The 21,728-nt window shown below is 66.7% G+C and carries 14 protein-coding genes; 8 read left to right on the forward strand and 6 right to left on the reverse strand.

Annotation, left to right across the window (positions count from 1 at the left end):
• The first annotated feature begins 29 nt into the window (after nt 1-29).
• From ACQ260_RS13755 to ACQ260_RS13775, 5 genes are all read left to right on the forward strand, one after another.
• The gene (locus ACQ260_RS13755) at nt 30-1,376 is read left to right on the forward strand and encodes an MFS transporter (RefSeq protein WP_432560030.1); all 1,347 of its coding nucleotides are present in this window, start codon (nt 30-32) and stop codon (nt 1,374-1,376) included.
• A 55-nt stretch (nt 1,377-1,431) separates the two neighbouring features.
• On the forward strand, nt 1,432-2,835 hold the full coding sequence (locus ACQ260_RS13760) for an MFS transporter (RefSeq protein WP_432560031.1): 1,404 nt from the start codon (nt 1,432-1,434) through the stop codon (nt 2,833-2,835).
• A 927-nt stretch (nt 2,836-3,762) separates the two neighbouring features.
• A complete protein-coding gene (locus tag ACQ260_RS13765) occupies nt 3,763-4,629 on the forward strand; it encodes an endonuclease domain-containing protein (RefSeq protein ID WP_432560032.1) in 867 nt (288 codons plus the stop codon).
• 373 nt (nt 4,630-5,002) lie between these two features.
• Nucleotides 5,003-8,494 carry a DNA-directed RNA polymerase subunit beta gene (gene rpoB / locus ACQ260_RS13770; RefSeq protein WP_432560033.1) on the forward strand — a complete coding sequence of 1,164 codons (3,492 nt, stop codon included), beginning with the start codon at nt 5,003-5,005 and terminating at the stop codon, nt 8,492-8,494.
• A gap of 122 nt (nt 8,495-8,616) precedes the next feature.
• Complete coding sequence (locus tag ACQ260_RS13775) at nt 8,617-12,471, forward strand: DNA-directed RNA polymerase subunit beta' (RefSeq protein WP_432560034.1); 3,855 nt, start codon at nt 8,617-8,619, stop codon at nt 12,469-12,471.
• A gap of 161 nt (nt 12,472-12,632) precedes the next feature.
• Here ACQ260_RS13775 and ACQ260_RS13780 read toward each other — a convergent pair whose 3' ends face one another.
• Complete coding sequence (locus ACQ260_RS13780) at nt 12,633-13,283, reverse strand: TetR/AcrR family transcriptional regulator (RefSeq protein WP_432560035.1); 651 nt, start codon at nt 13,281-13,283, stop codon at nt 12,633-12,635.
• 46 nt (nt 13,284-13,329) lie between these two features.
• On the opposite strand from ACQ260_RS13780, the gene ACQ260_RS13785 reads away from it, so the two are divergent.
• Entirely contained in the window at nt 13,330-14,643 is a 1,314-nt protein-coding gene (locus ACQ260_RS13785) for a cytochrome P450 (protein WP_432560036.1), read from the forward strand.
• Between the two features lie 10 nt (nt 14,644-14,653).
• Nucleotides 14,654-15,298 carry an alpha/beta fold hydrolase gene (locus tag ACQ260_RS13790; RefSeq protein ID WP_432560037.1) on the forward strand — a complete coding sequence of 215 codons (645 nt, stop codon included), beginning with the start codon at nt 14,654-14,656 and terminating at the stop codon, nt 15,296-15,298.
• A gap of 3 nt (nt 15,299-15,301) precedes the next feature.
• Here ACQ260_RS13790 and ACQ260_RS13795 read toward each other — a convergent pair whose 3' ends face one another.
• From ACQ260_RS13795 to ACQ260_RS13805, 3 genes are read right to left on the reverse strand one after another with little or no spacing between them, the layout of a single operon-like run.
• Nucleotides 15,302-15,979: a response regulator transcription factor gene (locus ACQ260_RS13795; protein ID WP_432560038.1), complete on the reverse strand. Its 678-nt coding sequence runs from the start codon at nt 15,977-15,979 to the stop codon at nt 15,302-15,304.
• A complete protein-coding gene (locus ACQ260_RS13800) occupies nt 15,976-17,553 on the reverse strand; it encodes a sensor histidine kinase (protein ID WP_432560039.1) in 1,578 nt (525 codons plus the stop codon). The genes ACQ260_RS13795 and ACQ260_RS13800 overlap by 4 nt, the downstream gene beginning before the upstream one ends.
• Before the next feature lie 12 nt (nt 17,554-17,565).
• Complete coding sequence (locus ACQ260_RS13805) at nt 17,566-18,054, reverse strand: hypothetical protein (protein ID WP_432560040.1); 489 nt, start codon at nt 18,052-18,054, stop codon at nt 17,566-17,568.
• A gap of 259 nt (nt 18,055-18,313) precedes the next feature.
• On the opposite strand from ACQ260_RS13805, the gene ACQ260_RS13810 reads away from it, so the two are divergent.
• Nucleotides 18,314-20,101 carry a PHA/PHB synthase family protein gene (locus tag ACQ260_RS13810; protein WP_432560041.1) on the forward strand — a complete coding sequence of 596 codons (1,788 nt, stop codon included), beginning with the start codon at nt 18,314-18,316 and terminating at the stop codon, nt 20,099-20,101.
• Between the two features lie 151 nt (nt 20,102-20,252).
• Here the strand turns inward: ACQ260_RS13810 and ACQ260_RS13815 are convergent, their stop codons facing one another.
• Together ACQ260_RS13815 and ACQ260_RS13820 are read right to left on the reverse strand one after the other, a co-directional pair.
• Nucleotides 20,253-20,717, reverse strand: coding sequence for a tRNA (cytidine(34)-2'-O)-methyltransferase (locus tag ACQ260_RS13815; RefSeq protein WP_432560042.1), 465 nt, complete (start codon nt 20,715-20,717; stop codon nt 20,253-20,255).
• A 104-nt stretch (nt 20,718-20,821) separates the two neighbouring features.
• Nucleotides 20,822-21,667, reverse strand: a complete 846-nt coding sequence (locus ACQ260_RS13820; RefSeq protein WP_432560139.1) for a pseudouridine synthase — start codon at nt 21,665-21,667, stop codon at nt 20,822-20,824.
• Between the last annotated feature and the right edge of the window lie 61 nt (nt 21,668-21,728).

A 21,728-nucleotide genomic window follows, 5' to 3' on the forward strand; every position in this document is an offset into this window, starting at 1 on the left:
ACCCCAAGCCACCCCGAAGCAGGATCCGCATGTCGAGCATGTCCGAAACAGTTCCTCCGACTACCCGTGAAGTGAAGGGCGCGGGCCGCGTCCTCGCACTGTCCAGCATCGCCTTCACCGTCATGTTCGCCGTGTGGCTCATGTTCGGCATCCTCGGCAAACCCATCCAGGAGGAGTTCGGGCTCACGGACGTCCAACTCTCCTGGATTTCCGCGGTCGCGATCCTCAACGGTTCGATGTGGCGGCTCCCGGCAGGCATGCTGGCGGACCGCTTCGGCGGCCGGAAGGTGATGCTCGTCATCCTGGCCTTCTCCGCGCTTGCGTCGGTGGCGGTGTCGTTCGCCCAGAGCTATCCGATGCTGCTCGTCCTCGCGTTCCTCGTCGGGTTCGCGGGCAACTCGTTCTCCGTCGGCGTCGCCTGGAACTCCGCCTGGTTCTCGAAGGACCGCCAGGGCCTGGCCCTCGGCATCTTCGGCGCCGGCAACGTCGGTGCCTCGGTGACGAAGTTCATCGGTCCGCCGGTCATCGCCGCCACCGCGGGGACGTTGGTGTTCGGCTTCATCCCCGGCGGCTGGCGGTTCATCCCGATCATCTATACGGTCCTGCTGCTGATCCTGTTCATCGCGATTCTCGTCGGCACCCCCGCGCAGGACCGGATGGCGGGCGCGAACAAGACGCTGGGGGAGATGCTGGCGCCGCTGAAGCAAGTGCGCGTGTGGCGGTTCAGCCTCTATTACGTGGCCGTGTTCGGCGCCTATGTGGCGTTGTCGGCGTGGCTGCCGAAGTACTACATGGACAACTTCGACGTGAACCTCACCGTCGCGGGTCTGCTGACCGCGACGTTCATCTTCCCGGCGTCCCTGCTGCGGCCCGTGGGTGGGTGGTTGTCGGACAGGTTCGGTGCACGCAAGGGGATGTACATCACCTTCGGCGTCATGCTCTTCACCACCGGCGTGCTGATGATGCCCAACGGCCACATCACGATCAATCACGCGGACGGGACGCAGAGCGAGCACCTGGCGTACACGATGGGGCTGGTGCCCTTCGTCATCCTCGTGTTCCTGCTCGGCTGCGCGATGGGCATTGGGAAGGCGGCGGTGTACAAGCACATCCCGGAGTATTTCCCCGGTCTCGTCGGACCCGTGGGCGGCCTCGTCGGCATGCTCGGGGGGCTCGGGGGGTTCTTCCTGCCGCCGCTGTTCGCGTACACCAAGGAATGGTCCGGCTTCCCGACCAGCACGTTCTTCGTGCTCTTCCTGCTGACCGCGATCTGCACCATCTGGATGCACCTGACGGTGGTCCGCATGCTGCACACCAGTTCGCCGGAGCTCGCCGATCACTTCGAGGAGCCGAAGCGTGAGGAGGCCCACGCATGACCACGACCCGACAGATTTCGTTTCATGAGCGCGCAATGGTGAAGGAGCGTGACCGATGAGCACAGACACGACGAAACCCCGCTCGAAGGAATGGCTGACCGAGTGGGACGCGAACGACCCCGAGAAGTGGGACAAGTCGCTGGCCAACCGGACCCTGGCGATCACGACGTTCTCCCTCACCCTGTGCTTCGTGGCCTGGTTCCTGCCGTCGGCGATCGCGCCGAAACTGACCAACCTCGGCTTCGACCTGACCAATGCCCAGCTCTATTGGCTGACCTCGATGCCCGGCCTGGCGGGCGGTCTGCTGCGGCTGATCTGGATGGTGCTGCCGCCGATCATGGGGACGCGCAAGATGGTCGCGGTCACCTCCGGCCTGCTGCTCATCCCGCTGATCGGCTGGGGTGTCGCAGTGCAGAACCCCAGCACGCCGTATTGGCAGCTGCTGGTCCTCGCCTTCATGGCCGGCATCGGTGGCGGCGCGTTCTCCGGCTTCATGCCGTCGACGGCGTACTTCTTCCCGAAGTCCAAATCCGGCACCGCGCTCGGCATCCAGGCGGGCGTCGGCAACTTCGGTGTGTCGCTGGTCCAGCTGGCCACCCCGTGGCTCATCGGTTTCGGCATGATCGGGTTCCTCGGCAGCTCGCAGTCGATGCTGGGTCTGCCCGGTCAGCCCGCCAAGGAAGTCTGGTATCAGAACGCAGGGTTCTTCTATGTGCCCTTCGTGATCCTGGCGGCGATCCTGGCCTGGACGATGCTGAAGTCGGTCCCGATCAAGGCCAACATCAAGCAGCAGTTCGACATCTTCGGCAACGTTGACACGTGGCTGATGACGTTGCTGTACATCATGACCTTCGGCACCTTCTCCGGCCTGTCCGCGCAGTTCGGCCTGCTGATGAAGAACCTCTATGGTGCCGGGAACCCCGAGATCGTCCAGGGCGCCGGGGCCGCCGCGACGGTCCTGGTCGCCGGCTATCAGGTCCCGGACCCGGTCAGCTATGTGTTCCTCGGTGCTCTGGTTGGCGCGGGCGCCCGCGTGTTGTTCTCCCCGCTGACCGACCGGATGGGGGGCGCGATCTGGACATTGATCTCCGGCATCGGGCTTCTCGGGTCGATCATCGTGACGATGTTCTTCCTGCGGCCCGACCCGGGCGCAGGGGCCGAGGCGCTGCAGGGGCAGTTCACCGGCTTCCTCTGGGGCATGCTCGCGATCTTCCTGTTCTCGGGCATCGGCAACGCCTCGACGTTCAAGCAGATGCCGATGATCTTCGAGCCCCGGCAGGCCGGCGGCGTCATCGGCTGGACCGCCGCGATCGCGGCCTTCGGTCCGTTCCTCTTCGGTGTCGGCCTCACCCTCATGAGCGCGTGGACGTTCTATCTCATCGGCGCGATCTGGGCGGTCATGTGCATCGTCATCACGTGGATTCGGTATGCACGACCCGGAGCCCCCAAGCCCAGCTGATTGTGGTTTCTCGTTCAGTCGACCCGGGTGCCCTGTGCGCCCGGGTCGACTTGTTGGCTCTGCCTCTTGGGTTTGTCTGCCGCCTGGGCCTCGCCCTGTGTGTCTGCACCAAGTGCTGTGTCGGACCGGCGTGTCAGCCGGCCCTGTGCCGCTGGGTCCTGTCGTGTCGCTCGGGCTCTGTGCCGCTTGACCCTTGTCGTGTCACTGGCCTGTGTGCCGCTCGGGGGCTCGTGCCACTTGGTCACTTTCCGTTTGTCCATCGTGCCTCTGCCACTTTTGGCCTCGTGGTCCTCTGCGCTTTGGCAGTGCGTGTCACTCAGCCCTGCATGTCACTCGGCCCTGCATGGCACTCAGCCCTGCGAGCCCCTTGGCTCTGTCCACTGGGACCTGCGTCTCTGCTACTTGACTGCGTCCCCGCTAGGTGACCTGACCCGCGTCCCCGCTACGTGACCTGTGCCTCTGCCAGCTGGACTGTGTGACGGGGTGGCCGTTCGTCCGAGCCGCTAGTTGCATCTCCCACAGGGCCGACCTCCTCCACGACACGCCGGCGCCAACCTGCACTTGTGCCATATGGCACAACAGCAGCCGACGACACGCGTGTCGCACCTGCACTCCTGCCATATGGCACAAGTGCAGACCGCTCTCGGCGTGTCGGCGGCCCTGGCTGGCGCTCCGACGGCTCGGCGGACGTGTCGGTGGTCGCTCGCGGCCGTGGCGTGGCACTGCTTGGCGGACGTGTCGGTGGCCGCTCGCGGCCGTGTCGTGTGGCACTGCTCGGCGGCGCTGTCGGTGCCGCTGGCCCGCGTCAGCGCTCGTTCGCTGCCTCGGTGGCTTCTGCGGAGCATCCACCCTGTGGAGAACGCCCCGCCCGGGCCGATCTGTGCATAACCGTGAACCGTTTCGGCCACAACCACGCAGCGTGCGGACATGACAGATTTCAGGGGTCCTTTCACACTCGCCCAGGCCCGCACGGCCGGGCTCACGCGAGGCCAGCTGCAGAGCTCGGCATATCAACGGTTGCAGCACGGCGTCTATGCACCCGCCGGCCCGGTGGATCTCGCCACCCGTGTCGCGGCCGCCCGCCTGGTGCTGCCGCCCGACGCCATTGCGACCGGGCAAACTGCATTGGCTCTCCGCGGCATCGACCTCGCGTCGGGGATCCCGTTGACGTTTGTGACCGAGCAGCGCGTTCGCGTACGCAGGGCCGGTCTGCGACTGCTGGTCATCGACGAACTGCCGAAGCACGCGGATCGCACCGCCCTGCTGGCCGACGCGTGTGCCTTCGTGCTCGACGACGAGCCGCTGTTGGCAGCCGTGACATTGGTCGACCACGTCTTGCAGCGGCGGCGACTGACTCGCGACCACCTGCTGACTGCTCCGCTCACACCGACCGCTCGCCGGGCGTACTCGCATGTCGATCCCGGCGCGCAGTCACCCCGCGAGACCCTGCTCCGTCTCGCGCTCACCCAGGCGGGCCTGCCGCGCCCGGTGACGCAGGCGCGCATCGTCGCGGACGGCCGACTGATTGGGCAGGTCGATCTGTTCTATGCCGAATACGGCGTGGTGATCGAGTACGAGGGCGGCCAGCACCTCACAGACCCGACGCAGTGGAGTTCCGACATCGATCGATATGCCGAGTTGACGCGCCGGGGCTACACGGTCATCCGCGTGACCGCCGCGCGAATGCGAAGGCCGGATGCTGTGGTCGCTGAGGTCCTCGCGGCTCTCCGCGCGCGTGGCTATCGCGGATCGGCGCCCCGGATCACCGCTGCCTGGCTCGCGGCCTTCTCCTGATGGCCTGGTGTGATTCCGCCAGGGCGAGTCACCGGGGCGAGTCACCAGGGCGAGTCACCCGGGCGAGTCACTAGGGCGAGTCACCGGCCGGCAGGCGGAGATGACCCGCGCGTGGAAACTTCACGCAACGGTGCTTGCCACCAACCCCGTGGTGAGTATGCTTCTGATCAAGCGATCAACCGCTGGGCTTCGGCCACGGGGATTTGACCGTGTTGCTTCTTGCTGCGCGCTTTGGCTTGCGTGATCCTTCATCTATGTGTATCGTCGGGCTTTGCCCCGCGTAGTTTTTCGACCCGTCGTCCCGATCTGAGGCCCAGATCTTGACATGGGTCGTTCAGCATGCACTGAACGCCTTCTCGGAAGGACCAAGCTGTTGGCCGCCTCGCGCACTGCCTCGAAGAACACGAACGTTATTTCTCCCACCGGGCGGATTTCCTTCGCCAAGATTGCCGAGCCGATGGAGGTGCCCGACCTGCTGGATCTGCAGGTGGATTCCTTCGACTGGCTGATGGGCAACCAGGTCTGGCGCGATCGGGTCGATACCGCGCTGGCCGAGGGTCGGACGGACATCAACACGAAGTCCGGCCTGGAGGAGATCTTCGAGGAAATTTCCCCCATCGAGGACTTCTCGCAGACGATGTCGCTGTCCTTCCGCGACCATCGCTTCGAGGACCCGAAGTTCACCGTTGACGAGTGCAAGGACCGGGACGTCACGTACGCAGCGCCGCTGTTCGTGACCGCCGAGTTCATGAACAACGAAACCGGTGAGATCAAGTCCCAGACTGTCTTCATGGGCGACTTCCCGCTCATGACCGACAAGGGCACCTTCGTCATCAACGGCACCGAGCGCGTGGTCGTCTCCCAGCTGGTCCGGTCCCCGGGTGTCTATTTCGAGCAGACGCCGGACAAGACCTCCGACAAGGACATCTTCACCTGCAAGATCATCCCGTCGCGGGGCGCGTGGCTGGAGTTCGAGGTCGACAAGCGCGACATGGTCGGCGTGCGGCTGGACCGCAAGCGCAAGCAGAACGTCACCGTGCTGCTCAAGGCGCTCGGCTGGACCACCGAGCAGATCCTCGAGGAATTCGGCCAGTTCGAGTCGATCCGGCTGACCCTGGAGAAGGACACCACGACCGGCACCGACGACGCGCTGCTGGACATCTATCGCAAGCTGCGCCCGGGCGAGCCGCCGACGCGCGAGGCCGCGCAGACGCTGTTGGAGAACTACTACTTCAACCCCAAGCGCTATGACCTGGCCAAGGTTGGTCGCTACAAGATCAACAAGAAGCTCGGGCTGGACGAGCCGTTCGACCAGCAGGTGCTGACCAAGGAAGACATCGTCGCGGCGATCCGTTTCGTCGTGGCGCTGCACGAGGGCCTGGAGACGCTGCCCGCGCCCAATGGTGGTGCCGACATCATTGTCGAAGAGGACGACATCGACCACTTCGGCAACCGGCGTCTGCGTACCGTCGGCGAACTCATCCAGAACCAGCTCCGCACCGGCCTCGGCCGCATGGAGCGGGTCGTGCGCGACCGGATGACCACCCAGGACATCGAGGCGATCACGCCCCAGACCCTGATCAACATCCGCCCGGTCGTCGCGGCGCTGAAGGAATTCTTCGGCACCTCACAGCTGTCGCAGTTCATGGACCAGACCAACCCGGTCGCCGGCCTGACCCACAAGCGTCGCCTGTCGGCGCTCGGCCCCGGCGGCCTGTCCCGTGATCGCGCGGGCATGGAGGTCCGCGACGTCCACCACAGCCACTACGGCCGCATGTGCCCCATCGAGACCCCTGAAGGCCCGAACATCGGCCTGATCGGTTCGCTCGCGTCGTTCGCGCGTGTCAACGCGTTCGGGTTCGTCGAGACTCCCTACCGCAAGGTTGTCGACGGTGTCGTGACCAACCAGATCGACTATCTGACCGCGGATGAGGAGGATCGCTACGACGTCGCCCAGGCGAACGCGATCCTCAACGACGACGGTTCGTTCGCCGAGGAGCGGGTGCTCGTGCGCAAACGTCACGGCGAGGTCGACACGATCCCGCCGGAGGAAGTGGAATACATGGACGTCTCGCCGCGCCAGATGGTGTCGGTCGCGACGGCTCTCATTCCGTTCCTCGAGCACGACGACGCCTCCCGCGCTCTGATGGGCTCGAACATGCAGCGTCAGGCTGTTCCGCTGCTGCGCAGCGAAGCCCCGTTCGTCGGCACTGGCATGGAATACCGCGGCGCGGTCGACGCCGGTGACGTGACCGTCAGCTCCGCTGGTGGCGTGGTGACCTCGGTCTCGGCCGATCTCGTCGAGATCGCTTGCGACGACGGCACCTATCAGACCTATCGGCTGCAGAAGTTCCGCCGCTCCAACCAGGGCACCTGCATCAACCAGCGTCCGCTGGTCGAGGCCGGACAGCGCGTCGAGATCGGGACGCCGCTGGCCGACGGGCCCTGCACCGACGGCGCGGAGATCGCGCTCGGCCGCAACCTGCTCGTGGCGTTCATGCCGTGGGAGGGCCACAACTACGAGGACGCGATCATTCTGTCCCAGCGTCTGGTGCAGGACGACGTGCTCACCTCGATCCACATCGAGGAGCACGAGGTCGATGCCCGCGACACCAAGCTCGGTGCCGAGGAGATCACCCGCGACATCCCCAACGTCTCCGAGGAGATGCTGGCCAACCTCGACGAGCGCGGCATCATCCGCATCGGCGCCGAGGTCGGCACCGGCGACATCCTGGTCGGCAAGGTCACCCCGAAGGGCGAGACCGAGCTCACCCCCGAGGAGCGGCTGCTCCGTGCGATCTTCGGCGAGAAGGCCCGCGAGGTGCGCGACACCTCGATGAAGGTCCCGCACGGCGAGTCCGGCACCGTCATCGGCGTCCGGGTGTTCGACCGTGAGGACGGCGACGAGCTTGCCCCCGGCGTGAACCAGCTGGTCCGGGTTTATGTGGCCCAGAAGCGCAAGATCTCCGACGGCGACAAGCTCGCCGGCCGCCACGGCAACAAGGGCGTCATCGCCAAGATTCTGCCCATCGAGGACATGCCGTTCCTTGAGGACGGGACCCCGGTCGACATCGTCCTCAACCCGCTCGGCGTGCCCTCGCGCATGAACGTCGGCCAGGTTCTCGAGCTCCACCTCGGCTGGATCGCCAAGACCGGCTGGGACGTGAACGAGGTCGACGAGCCGTGGGCCGAGCGTCTGCGCGACGTCGGGCTGGGCCTGGTCGGTGGCGATCAGCGGCTGGCGACCCCGGTGTTCGACGGCGCCAACTCCGCCGAGATCGCCGGTCTGTTGGAGAACGGACTGCCGAACCGCGACGGCGACCAGTTGGTCGACGGCACGGGCAAGGCGCAGCTGTTCGACGGCCGGTCGGGTGAGCCTTATCCGGATCCGATCGGCGTGGGCTACATGTACATGCTGAAGCTCCACCACCTGGTCGACGACAAGATCCACGCGCGCTCGACGGGTCCGTACTCGATGATCACCCAGCAGCCGCTGGGCGGCAAGGCGCAGTTCGGTGGCCAGCGCTTCGGCGAGATGGAGGTGTGGGCCCTCGAGGCCTATGGCGCCGCTTGGGCCCTCCAGGAACTGCTCACCATCAAGTCCGATGACGTGCACGGCCGCGTGAAGGTCTATGAGGCGATCGTCAAGGGCGAGAACATCCCCGAGCCGGGCATCCCCGAGTCGTTCAAGGTGCTCGTGAAGGAAATGAAGTCGCTGTGCCTGAACGTGGAGGTTCTCTCCGCCGACGGCACGGTCGTCGAGCTGAAGGAATCCGAAGAGGACAACTATCGCGCGTCCGACGAGTTCGGCATCGACCTCTCCCGTCGTCCGGGTGAGGGCTTCGCTGGAGTCGAGGAAGTCTAGTCAGTACGCAGGGTTGCGCGACCCGGGGCTTTCCCGGGCGCGCGCCTTCCCCCCGGGCGTACGCCGGCCCACCGCCGGCCACGCCAACCGATCAGCGCCAAAGGATTGGGAAACACACACATATGCTCGACGTGAACTTCTATGACGAACTCCGCATCGGTCTCGCCACTGCCGACGAGATCCGTGAGTGGTCGCACGGTGAGGTCAAGAAGCCGGAGACGATCAACTACCGCACGCTCAAGCCGGAGCGTGACGGTCTCTTCTGCGAGAAGATCTTCGGTCCCACCCGGGACTGGGAGTGCTACTGCGGAAAATACAAGCGGGTGCGCTTCAAGGGCATCATCTGCGAGCGCTGCGGCGTCGAGGTGACCCGCTCCGGCGTCCGCCGTGAGCGCATGGGCCACATCGAGCTCGCGGCTCCGGTGACGCACATCTGGTATTTCAAGGGCGTCCCCTCCCGCCTCGGCTATCTGCTCGACCTGGCGCCGAAGGACCTCGAGAAGGTCATCTATTTCGCGGCGTACATGATCACCTCCGTCGACGAGGAGGCCCGCCACCGCGACCTCTCCTCGCTCGAGGCGAAGGTCGACGTCGAGCGTCGCCAGCGGGAAGCTCAGCGCGACTCCGACCTCGACAACCGCATGAAGAAGCTCGAGGAGGACCTCGAGACCCTGGAGGCCGAGGGCGCCAAGGCCGACATCAAGAAGCGCACCAAGGACGCTGGCGAGAAGGAGCTCAAGCAGATCCGCGACCGCGCGACGCGTGAGCTGGACCGCCTGTCGGCGGTCTGGGACCGGTTCAAGTCGCTCAAGGTCCAGGACCTCGAGGGCGACGAGATCCTCTATCGCGAGATGAAGCAGCGGTTCGGGAAATACTTCGAAGGTTCCATGGGCGCGGCGGCGATCCAGAAGCGCCTCGAGGACTTCGACCTGGACGCGGAGGCCGAGTCCCTGCGCCAGACCATCCAGACCGGCAAGGGCCAGCGCAAGACCCGTGCCCTGAAGCGTCTGAAGGTCGTCTCGGCGTTCCTGAACACGAACAACTCGCCGACCGGCATGGTGCTCGACTGCGTTCCGGTGATCCCGCCGGACCTGCGTCCGATGGTCCAGTTGGACGGTGGCCGCTTCGCGACCTCCGACCTCAACGACCTCTATCGCCGCGTGATCAACCGCAACAACCGCCTCAAGCGACTGCTCGACCTCGGCGCGCCCGAGATCATCGTCAACAACGAGAAGCGGATGCTGCAGGAGGCCGTGGACTCGCTGTTCGACAACGGTCGCCGCGGCCGCCCGGTCACGGGCCCCGGCAATCGTCCGCTGAAGTCGATCTCCGACATGCTCAAGGGCAAGCAGGGCCGGTTCCGCCAGAACCTGCTCGGCAAGCGCGTCGACTATTCCGGCCGTTCGGTGATCGTCGTCGGCCCGCAGCTCAAGTTGCACCAGTGCGGTCTGCCGAAGGCGATGGCGCTCGAGCTGTTCAAGCCGTTCGTCATGAAGCGGCTCGACGACCTCAACCACGCCCAGAACATCAAGTCCGCCAAGCGCATGGTCGAGCGCCAGCGCCCGGTCGTGTGGGACGTCCTCGAAGAGGTCATCTCCGAGCACCCGGTGCTGCTCAACCGTGCACCGACGCTGCACCGCCTCGGCATCCAGGCCTTCGAGCCGCAGCTGATCGAGGGCAAGGCCATCCAGATTCACCCGCTCGTCTGCACCGCGTTCAACGCGGACTTTGACGGTGACCAGATGGCCGTGCACCTCCCGCTGTCCGCGGAGGCGCAGGCCGAGGCCCGCATCCTGATGCTGTCGACCAACAACATCCTCAAGCCCGCCGACGGCCGGCCGGTGACCATGCCCACGCAGGACATGATCATCGGGCACTACTTCCTGACGCAGGAGCGCGAGGACGGCGTGGGCGCGGGTCGGGTGTTCGGCTCGGCGGCCGAGGCGACGATGGCGTATGACCGCGGCGAGCTCTCGATCGGCGCGCCGATCAAGATCCGCTTCCGCAGCATCGTCCCGCCGGAGGGCCACGAGCTGCGCGCCAACGGCACGATCATGCTCGAGACCACCCTGGGCCGCGCGATCTTCAACGAGGCGCTTCCGGAGGACTATCCGTATGTGAACGCCGAGGTCGGCAAGCGTCGCCTGGGCGTGATCATCAACGACCTCGCGGAGCGCTATCCGAAGGTCGAGGTCGCGACCTGTCTCGACCTGCTCAAGGAGCTCGGTTTCCGCTGGGCCACCCGGTCCGGTGTCACCGTCTCGGTGTCCGACGTGCAGACCCCGCCGAACAAGCCGGAGATTCTCGCCGGCTATGAGGCACGGTCGTCGAAGATCGACAAGCAGTACGAGCGCGGTCTCATCACCGAGGAGGAGCGTCGCCAGGAACTCATCGAGATCTGGACCGACGCGACGGCGGTGCTGACGGCGGAGATGGAGAAGAACTTCACCCGCACGAACCCGATCTTCATGATGGTCCACTCGGGTGCCCGAGGGAACATGACGCAGATGCGTCAGATCGCCGCTATGCGAGGCCTGGTGGCCAACCCGAAGGGCGAGATCATCCCGCGGCCGATCAAGTCGAACTTCCGCGAGGGCCTGACCGTGGTCGAGTACTTCATCTCGACCCACGGTGGCCGCAAGGGCCAGGCCGACACCGCGCTGCGGACCGCCGACTCGGGCTATCTGACCCGTCGTCTGGTGGACGTGTCGCAGGACGTGATCATCCGCGAGGAGGACTGCGGCACCGAGCGCGGGCTGAACAAGGTCATCGCGACCGAGGAGAACGGTCAGCTGGTCGCGTCGGAGAACGTCGAGACCGCGGTCTATGCCCGCACGCTCGCCGTCGACGTGAACGATCCCGCGACCGGGGAACTGCTGATCCCGGCCGGTGTCGACCTCGGCGACATCAACATCGCCATGCTGGTCAACTCCGGTGTGACCACCGTCAAGGTCCGCAGCGTCCTGACCTGCGAGGCCGTCACGGGCACCTGCGCGATGTGCTATGGCCGTTCGCTCGCCTCCGGCAAGCTCGTGGACGTCGGCGAGGCCGTCGGCATCGTTGCGGCGCAGTCGATCGGTGAGCCGGGCACGCAGCTGACGATGCGTACCTTCCACACCGGCGGCGTCGCCGGCGACGACATCACGCAGGGTCTGCCCCGTGTGGTCGAGTTGTTCGAGGCGCGTACGCCGAAGGGCAAGGCCCCGATCGCCGAGTTCCCCGGTCGGATCCGCATCGAGGAGTCCGAGCGTTCGCGCAAGGTCATGCTCGTGCCGGACTCGGGCGACGAGGAGATCGAGGTCCTGGTCGGACGCCGCGCACGGCTGGAGGTCGAGGACGGCGAGCACGTCACCGTCGGCCAGCAGCTGACCGCGGGCACCCCGGACCCGCAGGACGTCCTGCGGATCCTCGGCGTGCGCAAGGTCCAGGAGCACCTCGTGGAAGAGGTCCAGAAGGTCTATCAGACCCAGGGTGCCGCCATCCACGAGAAGCACATCGAGATCATCATCCGCCAGATGCTGCGCCGCATCACCGTGATCGAGTCCGGTGACACGACACTGCTCCCGGGTGACTGGGCCGACCGGTCTGCGTACGAGGCCGAGAACCGCAAGGTCGTCGCCGAGGGCGGTCAGCCCGCCTCCGGCCGTCCGGTGCTCATGGGCATCACGAAGGCGTCGCTCGCGACCGAATCGTGGCTGTCGGCGGCCTCCTTCCAGGAGACCACCAAGGTGCTCACCGACGCCGCGATCCACGGCAAGTCCGACTCTCTGGTCGGTCTGAAGGAGAACGTGATCCTCGGCAAGCTCATCCCGGCCGGCACCGGTCTGGAGCGCTATCGCAACATCCGCGTGGAGCCGACCGCCGAGGCGAAGGCGAGCGCCTATTCGCTGAGCTATGACCCGTACGACTATGACTTCGGGTCCGGCTCCGGCGCCTCGGTGCCGCTCGACGATTACGATCTCGGCGAGTTCCGCTGATCCGCTGAGCGATTCGAGTACGCCAGGGGCGCCTCTTCGGAGGCGCCCTTCGGCGTTCCCGGCCCGGGCTGACGGGCTGCTCCTGTCCTGGTTGACCGGGCTGCTCGCGGCGCTAATCCTCGGGACCGTTCCTGCTCTGGTTGACCGGCCTGTTCCCGGCGCTAACCCTCGGGACTGTCCGGAAGCAGCGACGCGGCGAAGCCTGACGCGAGCAGATAGGCGGGCGCCCACTCGTCGACCGTCTCGTCAGGAGCGGACACCTGGTGCAGCAGGAGCCCGGTGACCAAGGCCAGCACCATGCGGGCCCCGGCCCTCGGCTCAGCCGAGCTCAGGGACGCGGCCGCCGCATCGACGAACCGTTCGCGACCGCGACGGATGGCCGCCTGCAGCCCTGGGTGGCGGCCTGCATGGAGATAGAGCTCGAAGCGCGCCCGCACGAGTTCGGGCTGTGCGATGACGGCGGCCCACGCCTCGCGGGCGGCCTGCCACACGGCGGGCGGCACCTGTCCGGTCGCGGCTGCTTGCGCGTGCTGCTCGGGCGTCACCCGCATCACGGCACGGATTTCGATGTCGGCCATGTGGTCGACGACGGCTTCGATGAGTCCGTCGAGGGAACCGAAGTGATATTTCACCAACCCCTGCGACACTCCGGCCCGCTGTTCCACCCTGCGGTGGGTGAGCCCGCGCATGCCCTCATGGGCCAACTGGCCGATCGCTGCCTCGATCAACCGCGCCCGCATCGTGGCAGCGGCTAGGCCTCTGCGATCCGCAGCGGCCCCGGCACGATCGGATGAGTCGGTGGGCTCGGGCATGCGCCCCAATCTAATCGATTCCACGACTGTGGAGTATTCTGGTCGCATGACTCCGGCGCCGCTCGTCCGCTATCCGCTCGCCGAATGGATCCTCGCCCGTTCCAGGCGGGGCGGCCCCTTTGCCCGGGGTTGGCTCGGCCAGCCCTACGCCTATCTCGTCGGCCCCGCGGCCAATGAGTTCGTCTTCGCCCACGACGATCACTTCAGTCAGCACGAGGCGATGAAGGCGCTCATTCCCGTCGACGGGCCCACCTCGGTGGTCGTCTCCGATCCGCCGGAGCACGCGCGGCGGCGCGCCTTGGTGCGGCCCGGGCTGCACCACAAACAGGTCGTGGGCTATGTGGACATCATGGCCCGAACGGCTGCCGAAGCACTGGACTCGGTGGTGGCGGAGGAGGCGTTTGATGCGTACGCGCTGTTCCGGGCGGCCATCCGCCGATCGACGATGCGTTGTCTCTTCGGTGAGCGGGTCGCCGCGCACGCGGACGACGTCGGCGATGCGTTGCAGCCGCTCATCGAGCTCGCGGGACTGATGCCGCAACTCATCGGCGTGCACGAGCGCCTCAACACCCCGCGCTGGCGCCGGGCGATGGCGGCTCGTGCCACGCTCGACAGGTTCGTGCTCGGTGAGATCGACCGGCTTGCGACGCAGCCGGAGCAACAGGAATCCCAGGTGTTGTCGGTCCTGGTCCACGGGCGCGACGGCACAGGATCCGGTCTGACCAGGGCCGAGGTGCGCGATCAGGTCGTGACGCTCATCGCCGCCGGCTATGAGACCACCTCCGCCGCGATGGGCTGGGCGCTCTACGGGCTCGGCGGCCGGCCGGACGCCTTGGCGCTGGCGCGCGACGAGGTGCGTTCGGTGGTTGGCGATGGCCCCGTGACTGCCGAGCACCTCACGCACCTGCGGTGGGTGAACGCGACGATCAGCGAAGCCCTGCGGCTCTATCCGCCCGCGTCGATCAGTGCCCGGTGGGTCAAGCGCGAGCTCACGTTCGCCGGGCATCGGATTGCGCCGGGGACGATGATCGTCTATTCGCCGTACGCGACGCATCGCTCGCCCGAGGTCTTCGCCGATCCGGGGGTCTTCCGGCCGGAACGCTGGCTGGAGGATCGGAAGCCGGGGCCGGGGGAGTACGTTCCCTTCGGAGGTGGTGCCCACCGCTGCCTCGGCTCGACCATGGCCACCACGGAACTCGTGGTCATGCTGGCGACGCTCCTCGCTCGGGGTGGTTATCGGCTGGAGCCGCAGCGCGTCCGCGCCACCGGCATGACCTCCATGCGCCCGCGGGACGGCGTCCGCATCCGGCTGACCGATGTGGTGCCGCACTCTTGGCCCGGAGACTCCGCCGCTGGTTAGGGTGGGGCCCGTGGCAAACGAACTCGCGGTGTTCCTGCACGGCCTCGGACAGACCCCGCAGACGTGGCAGGACCAGGTGCGCGACCTGCCGAGTGATCTGCCGGCGGCAGCGCCGTGGCTCCGCGGGCTGCGGCCCGGTTCGCAGAACAGGTTCTCGCTGCGCGACTCGGCTGCGGAGGTCAGCTCGGCGCTGACGATGCACGGGGCGGGGCGGGCCTATCTGATCGGGCTGTCGCTCGGCGCCATGGTCGCGCTCCAGACCGCGGCCGATGACGAGCGGGTCGCCGGGCTCGTGCTTTCGGCGCCGCAGGTGAACCCCCCGCGCTGGCTGATGAAGATGCAGGGCGCCGCGCTGAAGCTCGCCTCCCGTCGCCGCCTGGCGGATCGCGGTCTCAACAAGGACGCCATGCAGGACGTTTTCCACGCGATGGCGGAGACCGATTTCGCCGACCGCCTCCACGAGATCACCCAGCCGGTGCTGATCCTCTGCGGTGATCGCGACCGCGCCAATCTGCAGACCGCCAAGCTGCTGGCGGACCAACTTCCGCACGGCCGCCTGGCAGTCGTGCCCGGCGGCCACCAGCTCAACACGGACAACGCGGCGGAGTTCAACCGGTTGACCTATGAGTTCCTGGCCGAGCTCCGCCAGCTGTGACAACTAGCCCGTGAGGGCCCGCAACCGATACCCCATCCCCCGCACTGTCTCGATGCGCTCGGAGCCGATCTTGCGGCGGACCGTGCGTACGCAGACCTCGACCACATTCGAGCCCGGGTCGAAATCCACCCCCCAGACGTGGCCCAGCAACTGCTCGCGGGACAGGACCTGCTCGGGATGAAGCATGAACACTTCGAGGAGCGAGAACTCCCGGGCCGTGAGGTCGATCTGCTCCTCGCCGACCTTGACCCGGCGGCTGCGCAGATCGAGCACCATGCCCCCTCCCTCGAGCACGTGAGCGGGTGCCGCCGGCTGGGGGGAGTGCTCCCGCAGCCGCAGCCGGACCCGGGCCAGCAGTTCGGCGAACTGGAACGGCTTGGTGACATAGTCACTCGCCCCACCCTCCAGGCCCGCAACCGTGTCGATCACCGAGTCGCGCGCGGTGAGGATGATGACAGGCACCGCCGCCCCCGCCTCCCGCAGTTGCTTCAACACCTCGAAACCATCCATCACCGGCAGGCCGATATCGAGGATGACCAGGTCGAATGCGCCGGTCTTGGCCATCAGCAGGGCCGTGGAGCCGTCGGTGACGACGGTGGTGCCATACCCGGCAGACTGCAGCCCGCTCTCCACGAACGACGAGATCGAGGCATGGTCCTCGGCGATCAGGATGTGACTCATGGGGTCGCTCTCTCGGCGGGGGTGTAGCGGGCGGTCTGTTCGGGGTCGACATGGACAGCAGCGTCGTCCCCGGGGTCGGCCGGGGTGGGCTGTCCCGCAGGGAGCACGGTCTGTTCGGGGTCCTCGGCGGGCTGCTCGGCGGTGTCCCCGACCGGCACGGTGATGCTGAAGATCGCGCCGGATCCCGGCGTACCTCCGACTGTCACCATCCCCCCGTGCCCCCGCGCGATCGCCGACACGATCGCGAGCCCGAGCCCGGCGCCGGTCTCGGCCGTGCCCGGCGATGCGCCACGGGCGAACCGTTCGAAGATGTGCTCCCGTTCCGCTTCGGGCACGCCGGGGCCGGTGTCGGTGACGGTGAACTGGACATAGGGCACGCCGCCGATGTCGATGAAATCGCTCGACAGCCGGATCTCGTCGCCGGCCTCGGTGTGCTGGACCGCGTTCTGGAGCAGTTGGAGCACGGCCTGGGTGATGCGCTGCTCGTCGAGAACTGCGGGACCGTCGGCGATCCGGGTCAGCATCCAGCGGCGGTCGGCCAGGGCCTGCGCGAGCGCATCGAGGTGCAGGGTGAGCTCGGCGATATCGGTCTCTCGCGGCTGCACGAAGTCCGGCTGATCGGCCTTCGCCAGGGCGAGCAGATCGTTCACGATCCGGCCCATTCGATCGAGTTCGCCGGTGAGCAGTGCGATCGTCTGCGTCTGCTGCTCGGGGGTCTTGGTGTGCAGCAACTCGAGGTGGCCGCGGATGGCGGTGATCGGCGTACGCAACTCGTGCCCGGCGTCATCCACGAAGCGCTGTTGGGTGTTGAACGCCCCCTCGAGGCGGTCCAGCATCGAGTTGAACGTGCGTGCGAGTTGGGACACCTCGTCGCTGCCGTGCACCGGGATGCGTGTGGTGAGGTCGCGGTGGGACACCTCGCGGGCGGTCCGGTGCAGCAGCCGCAGCGGCTGCAGGATCTGCCCGGCGGCCAGGAAGGCGATGAGCACGCTGACGAACATCGCCACCAGCGCGACCAGCGTGAGGACCCGCACCGTGTCGGCGACCCGCGCCTCCTCGACCCCCGTGAAATGCAGCACGATGAGGGTGCCGTCCACGCGGCCGTTGACCTCGACGTCGGCCTTGCCCCAACGGATCTGTCCGACGCTGCTCTCGTGGATGCCGCTTTGTTGGTTGTCGATCGCGGTCATCAGCGTTTCGTCGGCGAGAGCGTCGTACGTCTCGTAAGCGGGGACGTGGGTTCCGCGCTGTTCGTACGCGGACGCGTAGGCAGGCAGGTGCCCGAGCAGGAGTTCCAGGTCGCCCGCACGCTGCCGGGACAGATGCACTTCGAACAGGCGTGCGGTGCTCGTGAACGGCTGCCCGGTGCCGGGCTCCACGCCCTCGGACGCGAACGAATAGAACTCGTTGATCTCCTGGTTCACGTCGTGGTTGGCACGGTTGGCCAGATCAGTGAGGAGCAAGCCGCGCACCGAGATCACGACCACGGCGAAGCTCACGGCCATGGTGAGGATCATCCAGGCGACGATCCGCCAGCGGACCGAGCGGCGGATGTTCTGCAGCAGGTTCCTCAACCCCGCACCGCCTCAGTCGTCATCGTCGTCCCAATCGTCGTCGTCCCAATCGTCGTCATCGTCATCGTCGTCGTACTCGTAATCGTCGTCATCGTCGTCGTCATAGTCGACCGCCGGAGGCCGCGGTGCGGGACGCTGGGCGGGGCGCTGCTCCTGCGGCCGGATGCGTTGGGTGGGCACGCGGGGGGCCGGCGGTTCGGTCTGGAACTCCACCTTCCCCAAGGGGGCGACCTCGCCACGGGGCGGTGCTTCCGGTGGTTCCGCTTCGCTGCCGGCGGTGCCGCCCGGGTTCTCGCTCCCCGCTGCGCCGTCCGGGTTCCCGCCCTCCGTTGCGCCGACCGCGTCGGGGTTGCGTTCCTCCACGGTGATGCGCACCGGATCCTGCTGCTCGATCTGTGGGGCGCCGGGAGAACTCACGAAAGCCAGCGTCACCAGGACCGCGATGACGGGCAGGGCGATGATGGACATCAACGCCGAGATCCTGCGCGCGGGCTGGGTCATGTGGGGGCCTTTCGACTTCACGGGGGATGGTGAACGGTCTGAATATCGAACAGCCTAGGTACCAGTCATGACCTATAGATGAGGCGAAGATGATGGATCTTTCATCTTGCCTAGCAGGCGCCGAGCACCTTTGGGTCGACGAGACGGCACGATTCCAGAACGAAAAACGCCGAAAAACACTAGTATCGTAGGTGAGTCGCGCCGATGCTCGGAGGCTTTCCGATATCGGCCGCCCTGATTCCTAAGGAGCATTCGACACGTGACCGAGAAGTCAACTCCCGCCCAGGGTTCCGGCCTGGATGATGTGAGCGCCAAGAAGCCGCTGTTGTCGGACGAGCAGGCCGAGCAGTTGGACCGCACGATGCACGTCAGCCTCGCGAAGCTCACGGGTGGCATGTCGCCCGCGGCGATCCCGCTCGCTTACTTGGATTGGCTGATCCATCTTTGGATGGCCCCGGGCAAGCGCGGTCTGCTGCTCGAGCAGGGCATGCGCAACTGGAGCAAGCTGGCGAAGTACACGCTCGAGGCCGCCATGGGCAAGAACCCCGAGCCGTTGGTCAAGCCGTCCCGTTCCGAGCGTCGTTTCGGATCCGAGGCGTGGCAGCGATTCCCGTTCAACGTCATGTCGCAGCAGTTCCTGCTGAGCCGTGAGTGGTGGGAGTCCGCGACCAGCGAGGTCCTGGGCCTGGAGGCCCCGCAGCAGCGCCTGATCAACTTCGCGATCATGCAGATGGTCGACGCGACATCGCCGAGCAACTCGCCGATCACCAACCCCGACGTTCTCTCCACCACCAAGGAGCAGAAGGGCAAGAACCTCGTCGAGGGCATGTGGAACCTGGTCACCGACTGGCAGCAGTCGGCGCTGCGCCAGGCGAACCCGAACCCGGACGGTCTCGCCGTCGGCCAGGATCTCGCCGTCACCGAGGGTGAGGTGGTGTTCCGCAACGAGGTGATGGAGGTTCTGCAGTACAAGCCGACCACCGAGAACGTCTACGCGGAGCCCGTCCTGTTCATCCCGGCGTGGATCATGAAGTACTACATTCTGGATCTCCGCCAGACGAACTCGCTGTACAAGTACTTGGTCGACCAGGGCCACACGGTCTTCACGGTCTCGTGGATCAACCCCACCGAGGAGCACCGCAACTTCGGCATGGAGACCTACCTCAACGAGGGTGTGCTCAAGGCCATCGAGGTTGTGCAGTCGATCGTTCCGAAGCAGAAGATCCACACCGTCGGCTATTGCCTCGGCGGCACGATCCTGTCGATCGCGAACGCCTACCTCGGCAAGCAGAAGGACAACCCGGTCGCCTCGCAGACGATGTTTGCCGCGCAGACCGACTTCACCGAGCCGGGCGAGCTCGGCCTGTTCATCACCGAGGCCCAGGTCGCGTTCCTGGAGAGCCAGATGTGGAAGAAGGGTTATCTCACCGGTGAGCAGATGGCCGGCACCTTCTCCGCGCTGCGCTCCAACGACTTGGTGTGGGGCAAGATGGTCGAGGAATACATGCTCGGCAACAAGTCGACCCTCAACGACCTGATGGCGTGGAACGCGGACACCACTCGGATGCCGTATCGCATGCACTCCGAATATCTCCGCACCATGTTCCTCGACAACGAGCTGGCGCGCGACCGCTACAAGGTCAAGGGCGAGACGGTGTCGCTCAAGGACATCCGCATCCCGCTGTTCACCGTGGGCACCGAGACCGACCACGTCGCCCCTTGGAAGTCGGTCTTCAAGATCAACTTGCTCACCGACTCCGATGACATCACCTTCGCGCTGACCAGCGGCGGTCACAACGCCGGCATCGTCAGCCCGGTGGGCCACCCGCGTCGCTCGCACCGGATCTCCACCAGCACCTCGCAGGATCTGACCCGCGACCCGGAGGAGTGGGCGTCCAAGCAGGAGCGTGTCCAGGGCTCCTGGTGGGGCCCGTGGGAGAAGTGGCTTGCCGATCACAGCTCCAAGGAGAAGGTCGCCGCGCCGGCGATGGGCTCCAAGGAGTTCCCGACGATCGAGCCAGCGCCGGGGCAGTACGTCCTCGGCTGATTCCAGCACCCAGAAGCCCCCGTCAGGTCCGCCTGGCGGGGGCTTCGGCCTTACTTCCGGATCAGGGTCGGCGCGCTACGGATCTGATACAGAATCTGGATCAGATCTGCAGCGCTCGAACCCCATGCCCCGGACGGTCCCAACCGGGACCTCAGGTGAAATCCACTTGCCGCCACGCTTCGTACGCCGCAATCGCCGCCGCGTTCGCCAGATTCAACGATCGGCGGCCCGGCAACATCGGGATCTTCACCTGACCCGTCACCCGAGGGTCGGCCAGCACCGCCTCGTCAAGACCTGTGGGTTCGGGCCCAAACAGCAGCACGTCCCCGGGCCGATAAGCCACCGACGTGTACTCCACCTCCGCATGCGTCGTGAACGCGAACACCCGCGCGGGCAGCAACTCCGCGTACGCCCCCTCCAGGTCCTTGTGCACGCCGACGTGCGCGAGATCGTGATAGTCGAGCCCGGCCCGCTTGAGCTTGGTGTCGCTCAGCTCGAACCCCAGCGGCCCCGCCAGGTGCAACTCGCACCCCACCGCCGCTGCGAGCCGGATCGTCGTGCCGGTGTTCTGGGGGATGCGGGGGGAGTGGAAAAGGAGACGTACGCCGAGAGCCATGGCGTCCAGTCTTCCGCTTGGCCTCGCCCGCCCGCGGAGGGTGTCCAGCCAGCGCACTCCGCAAGAACCAGTCGTTCGACCGGCACGGCTCCCGGCATTGCCAGCTATTCGGGGCGTTCCGGCGGCGGGTCCGGCCACGCCAGCGTGCGTTCGGAGACGAAGCGGCACTCGCGCCCGTCGACCGGGTCGGTGAACTCCAGCGATTCGGCCAGCAACCGCAGCGGCGTCGAGAAATCGTCGATCGACACGTCGAGAACCTCCGGATAAAGGGGGTCGCCGAGGATCGGCAGGCCGAGCGCGTTGAGCTGAACGCGCAGCTGGTGGGTTCGCCCCGTGGCAGGTGTCAGGCGGTAGTCCGCCCACCGGCCCTTCCAGGCGACCAACTCCAGCAGGGTCTCCGCATTGTCCGGCGCCCCGGGGACGAGCTCCGCCTGCAGGGACCCGCGCCGCTTCACGATGTGGCCACCCAACCGGCGCGGCAGCTCCAGCGACGGGTCGAACGGGGCGATCGCGCGATAGGTTTTGCGCACCTCGCGGCGCTCGAACAGGCCCTGATAGGCACCCCGCCAGCGCTTCGCCGTCGTCAGCAGCACCACGCCCGCGGTCAGTCGGTCGAGTCGGTGGGCAGGCCCCAGCTCGGGAAGCTCGAGGCGGTTGCGGAGGCGTACCACCAACGACTCCACCACATGCCGACCCCGCGGGATCGTGGATAGGAAGTGCGGTTTGTCCGCGACGACAATCCGCTCATCGCGGTAAAGGACCTTCTCGGTGAACGGCACAACCGGCTCCTCGCGAAGCTCGCGGTGGAACCAGATGAACGTATGCGGCTGATAGGGCTCCGCCCCCGTCCACGGCCGGCCCGTCGCGTCGACGAACCCGCCCTCGGTCAGCTTCCGGTCGACTCCCTCGGGGCCCAGGGGAGTGAGCCGGGCGACCAGGAAGTCCCGGATGGTCGCCCAGGGAGGGGGCGGGGTGGTGCGGTCGGGGGTACGCAGCCAGGCCGCCTCCAGC

Origin of the sequence: Ammonicoccus luteus, from assembly GCF_050880385.1 — a bacterium.
In the GTDB taxonomy this organism is placed as follows: domain Bacteria; phylum Actinomycetota; class Actinomycetes; order Propionibacteriales; family Propionibacteriaceae; genus Enemella.

What these genes read in the sequence shown, in the direction of transcription:
- ACQ260_RS13815 (WP_432560042.1), bottom strand. Translation starts at nt 20,717, where the DNA reads ATGGCTCTCGGCGTACGTCTCCTTTTCCACTCCCCCCGCATCCCCCAG.
- ACQ260_RS13795 (WP_432560038.1), bottom strand. Translation starts at nt 15,979, where the DNA reads ATGAGTCACATCCTGATCGCCGAGGACCATGCCTCGATCTCGTCGTTC.
- ACQ260_RS13755 (WP_432560030.1), top strand. Translation starts at nt 30, where the DNA reads ATGTCGAGCATGTCCGAAACAGTTCCTCCGACTACCCGTGAAGTGAAG.
- ACQ260_RS13780 (WP_432560035.1), bottom strand. Translation starts at nt 13,283, where the DNA reads ATGCCCGAGCCCACCGACTCATCCGATCGTGCCGGGGCCGCTGCGGAT.
- ACQ260_RS13805 (WP_432560040.1), bottom strand. Translation starts at nt 18,054, where the DNA reads ATGACCCAGCCCGCGCGCAGGATCTCGGCGTTGATGTCCATCATCGCC.
- ACQ260_RS13760 (WP_432560031.1), top strand. Translation starts at nt 1,432, where the DNA reads ATGAGCACAGACACGACGAAACCCCGCTCGAAGGAATGGCTGACCGAG.
- ACQ260_RS13785 (WP_432560036.1), top strand. Translation starts at nt 13,330, where the DNA reads ATGACTCCGGCGCCGCTCGTCCGCTATCCGCTCGCCGAATGGATCCTC.
- ACQ260_RS13765 (WP_432560032.1), top strand. Translation starts at nt 3,763, where the DNA reads ATGACAGATTTCAGGGGTCCTTTCACACTCGCCCAGGCCCGCACGGCC.
- ACQ260_RS13775 (WP_432560034.1), top strand. Translation starts at nt 8,617, where the DNA reads ATGCTCGACGTGAACTTCTATGACGAACTCCGCATCGGTCTCGCCACT.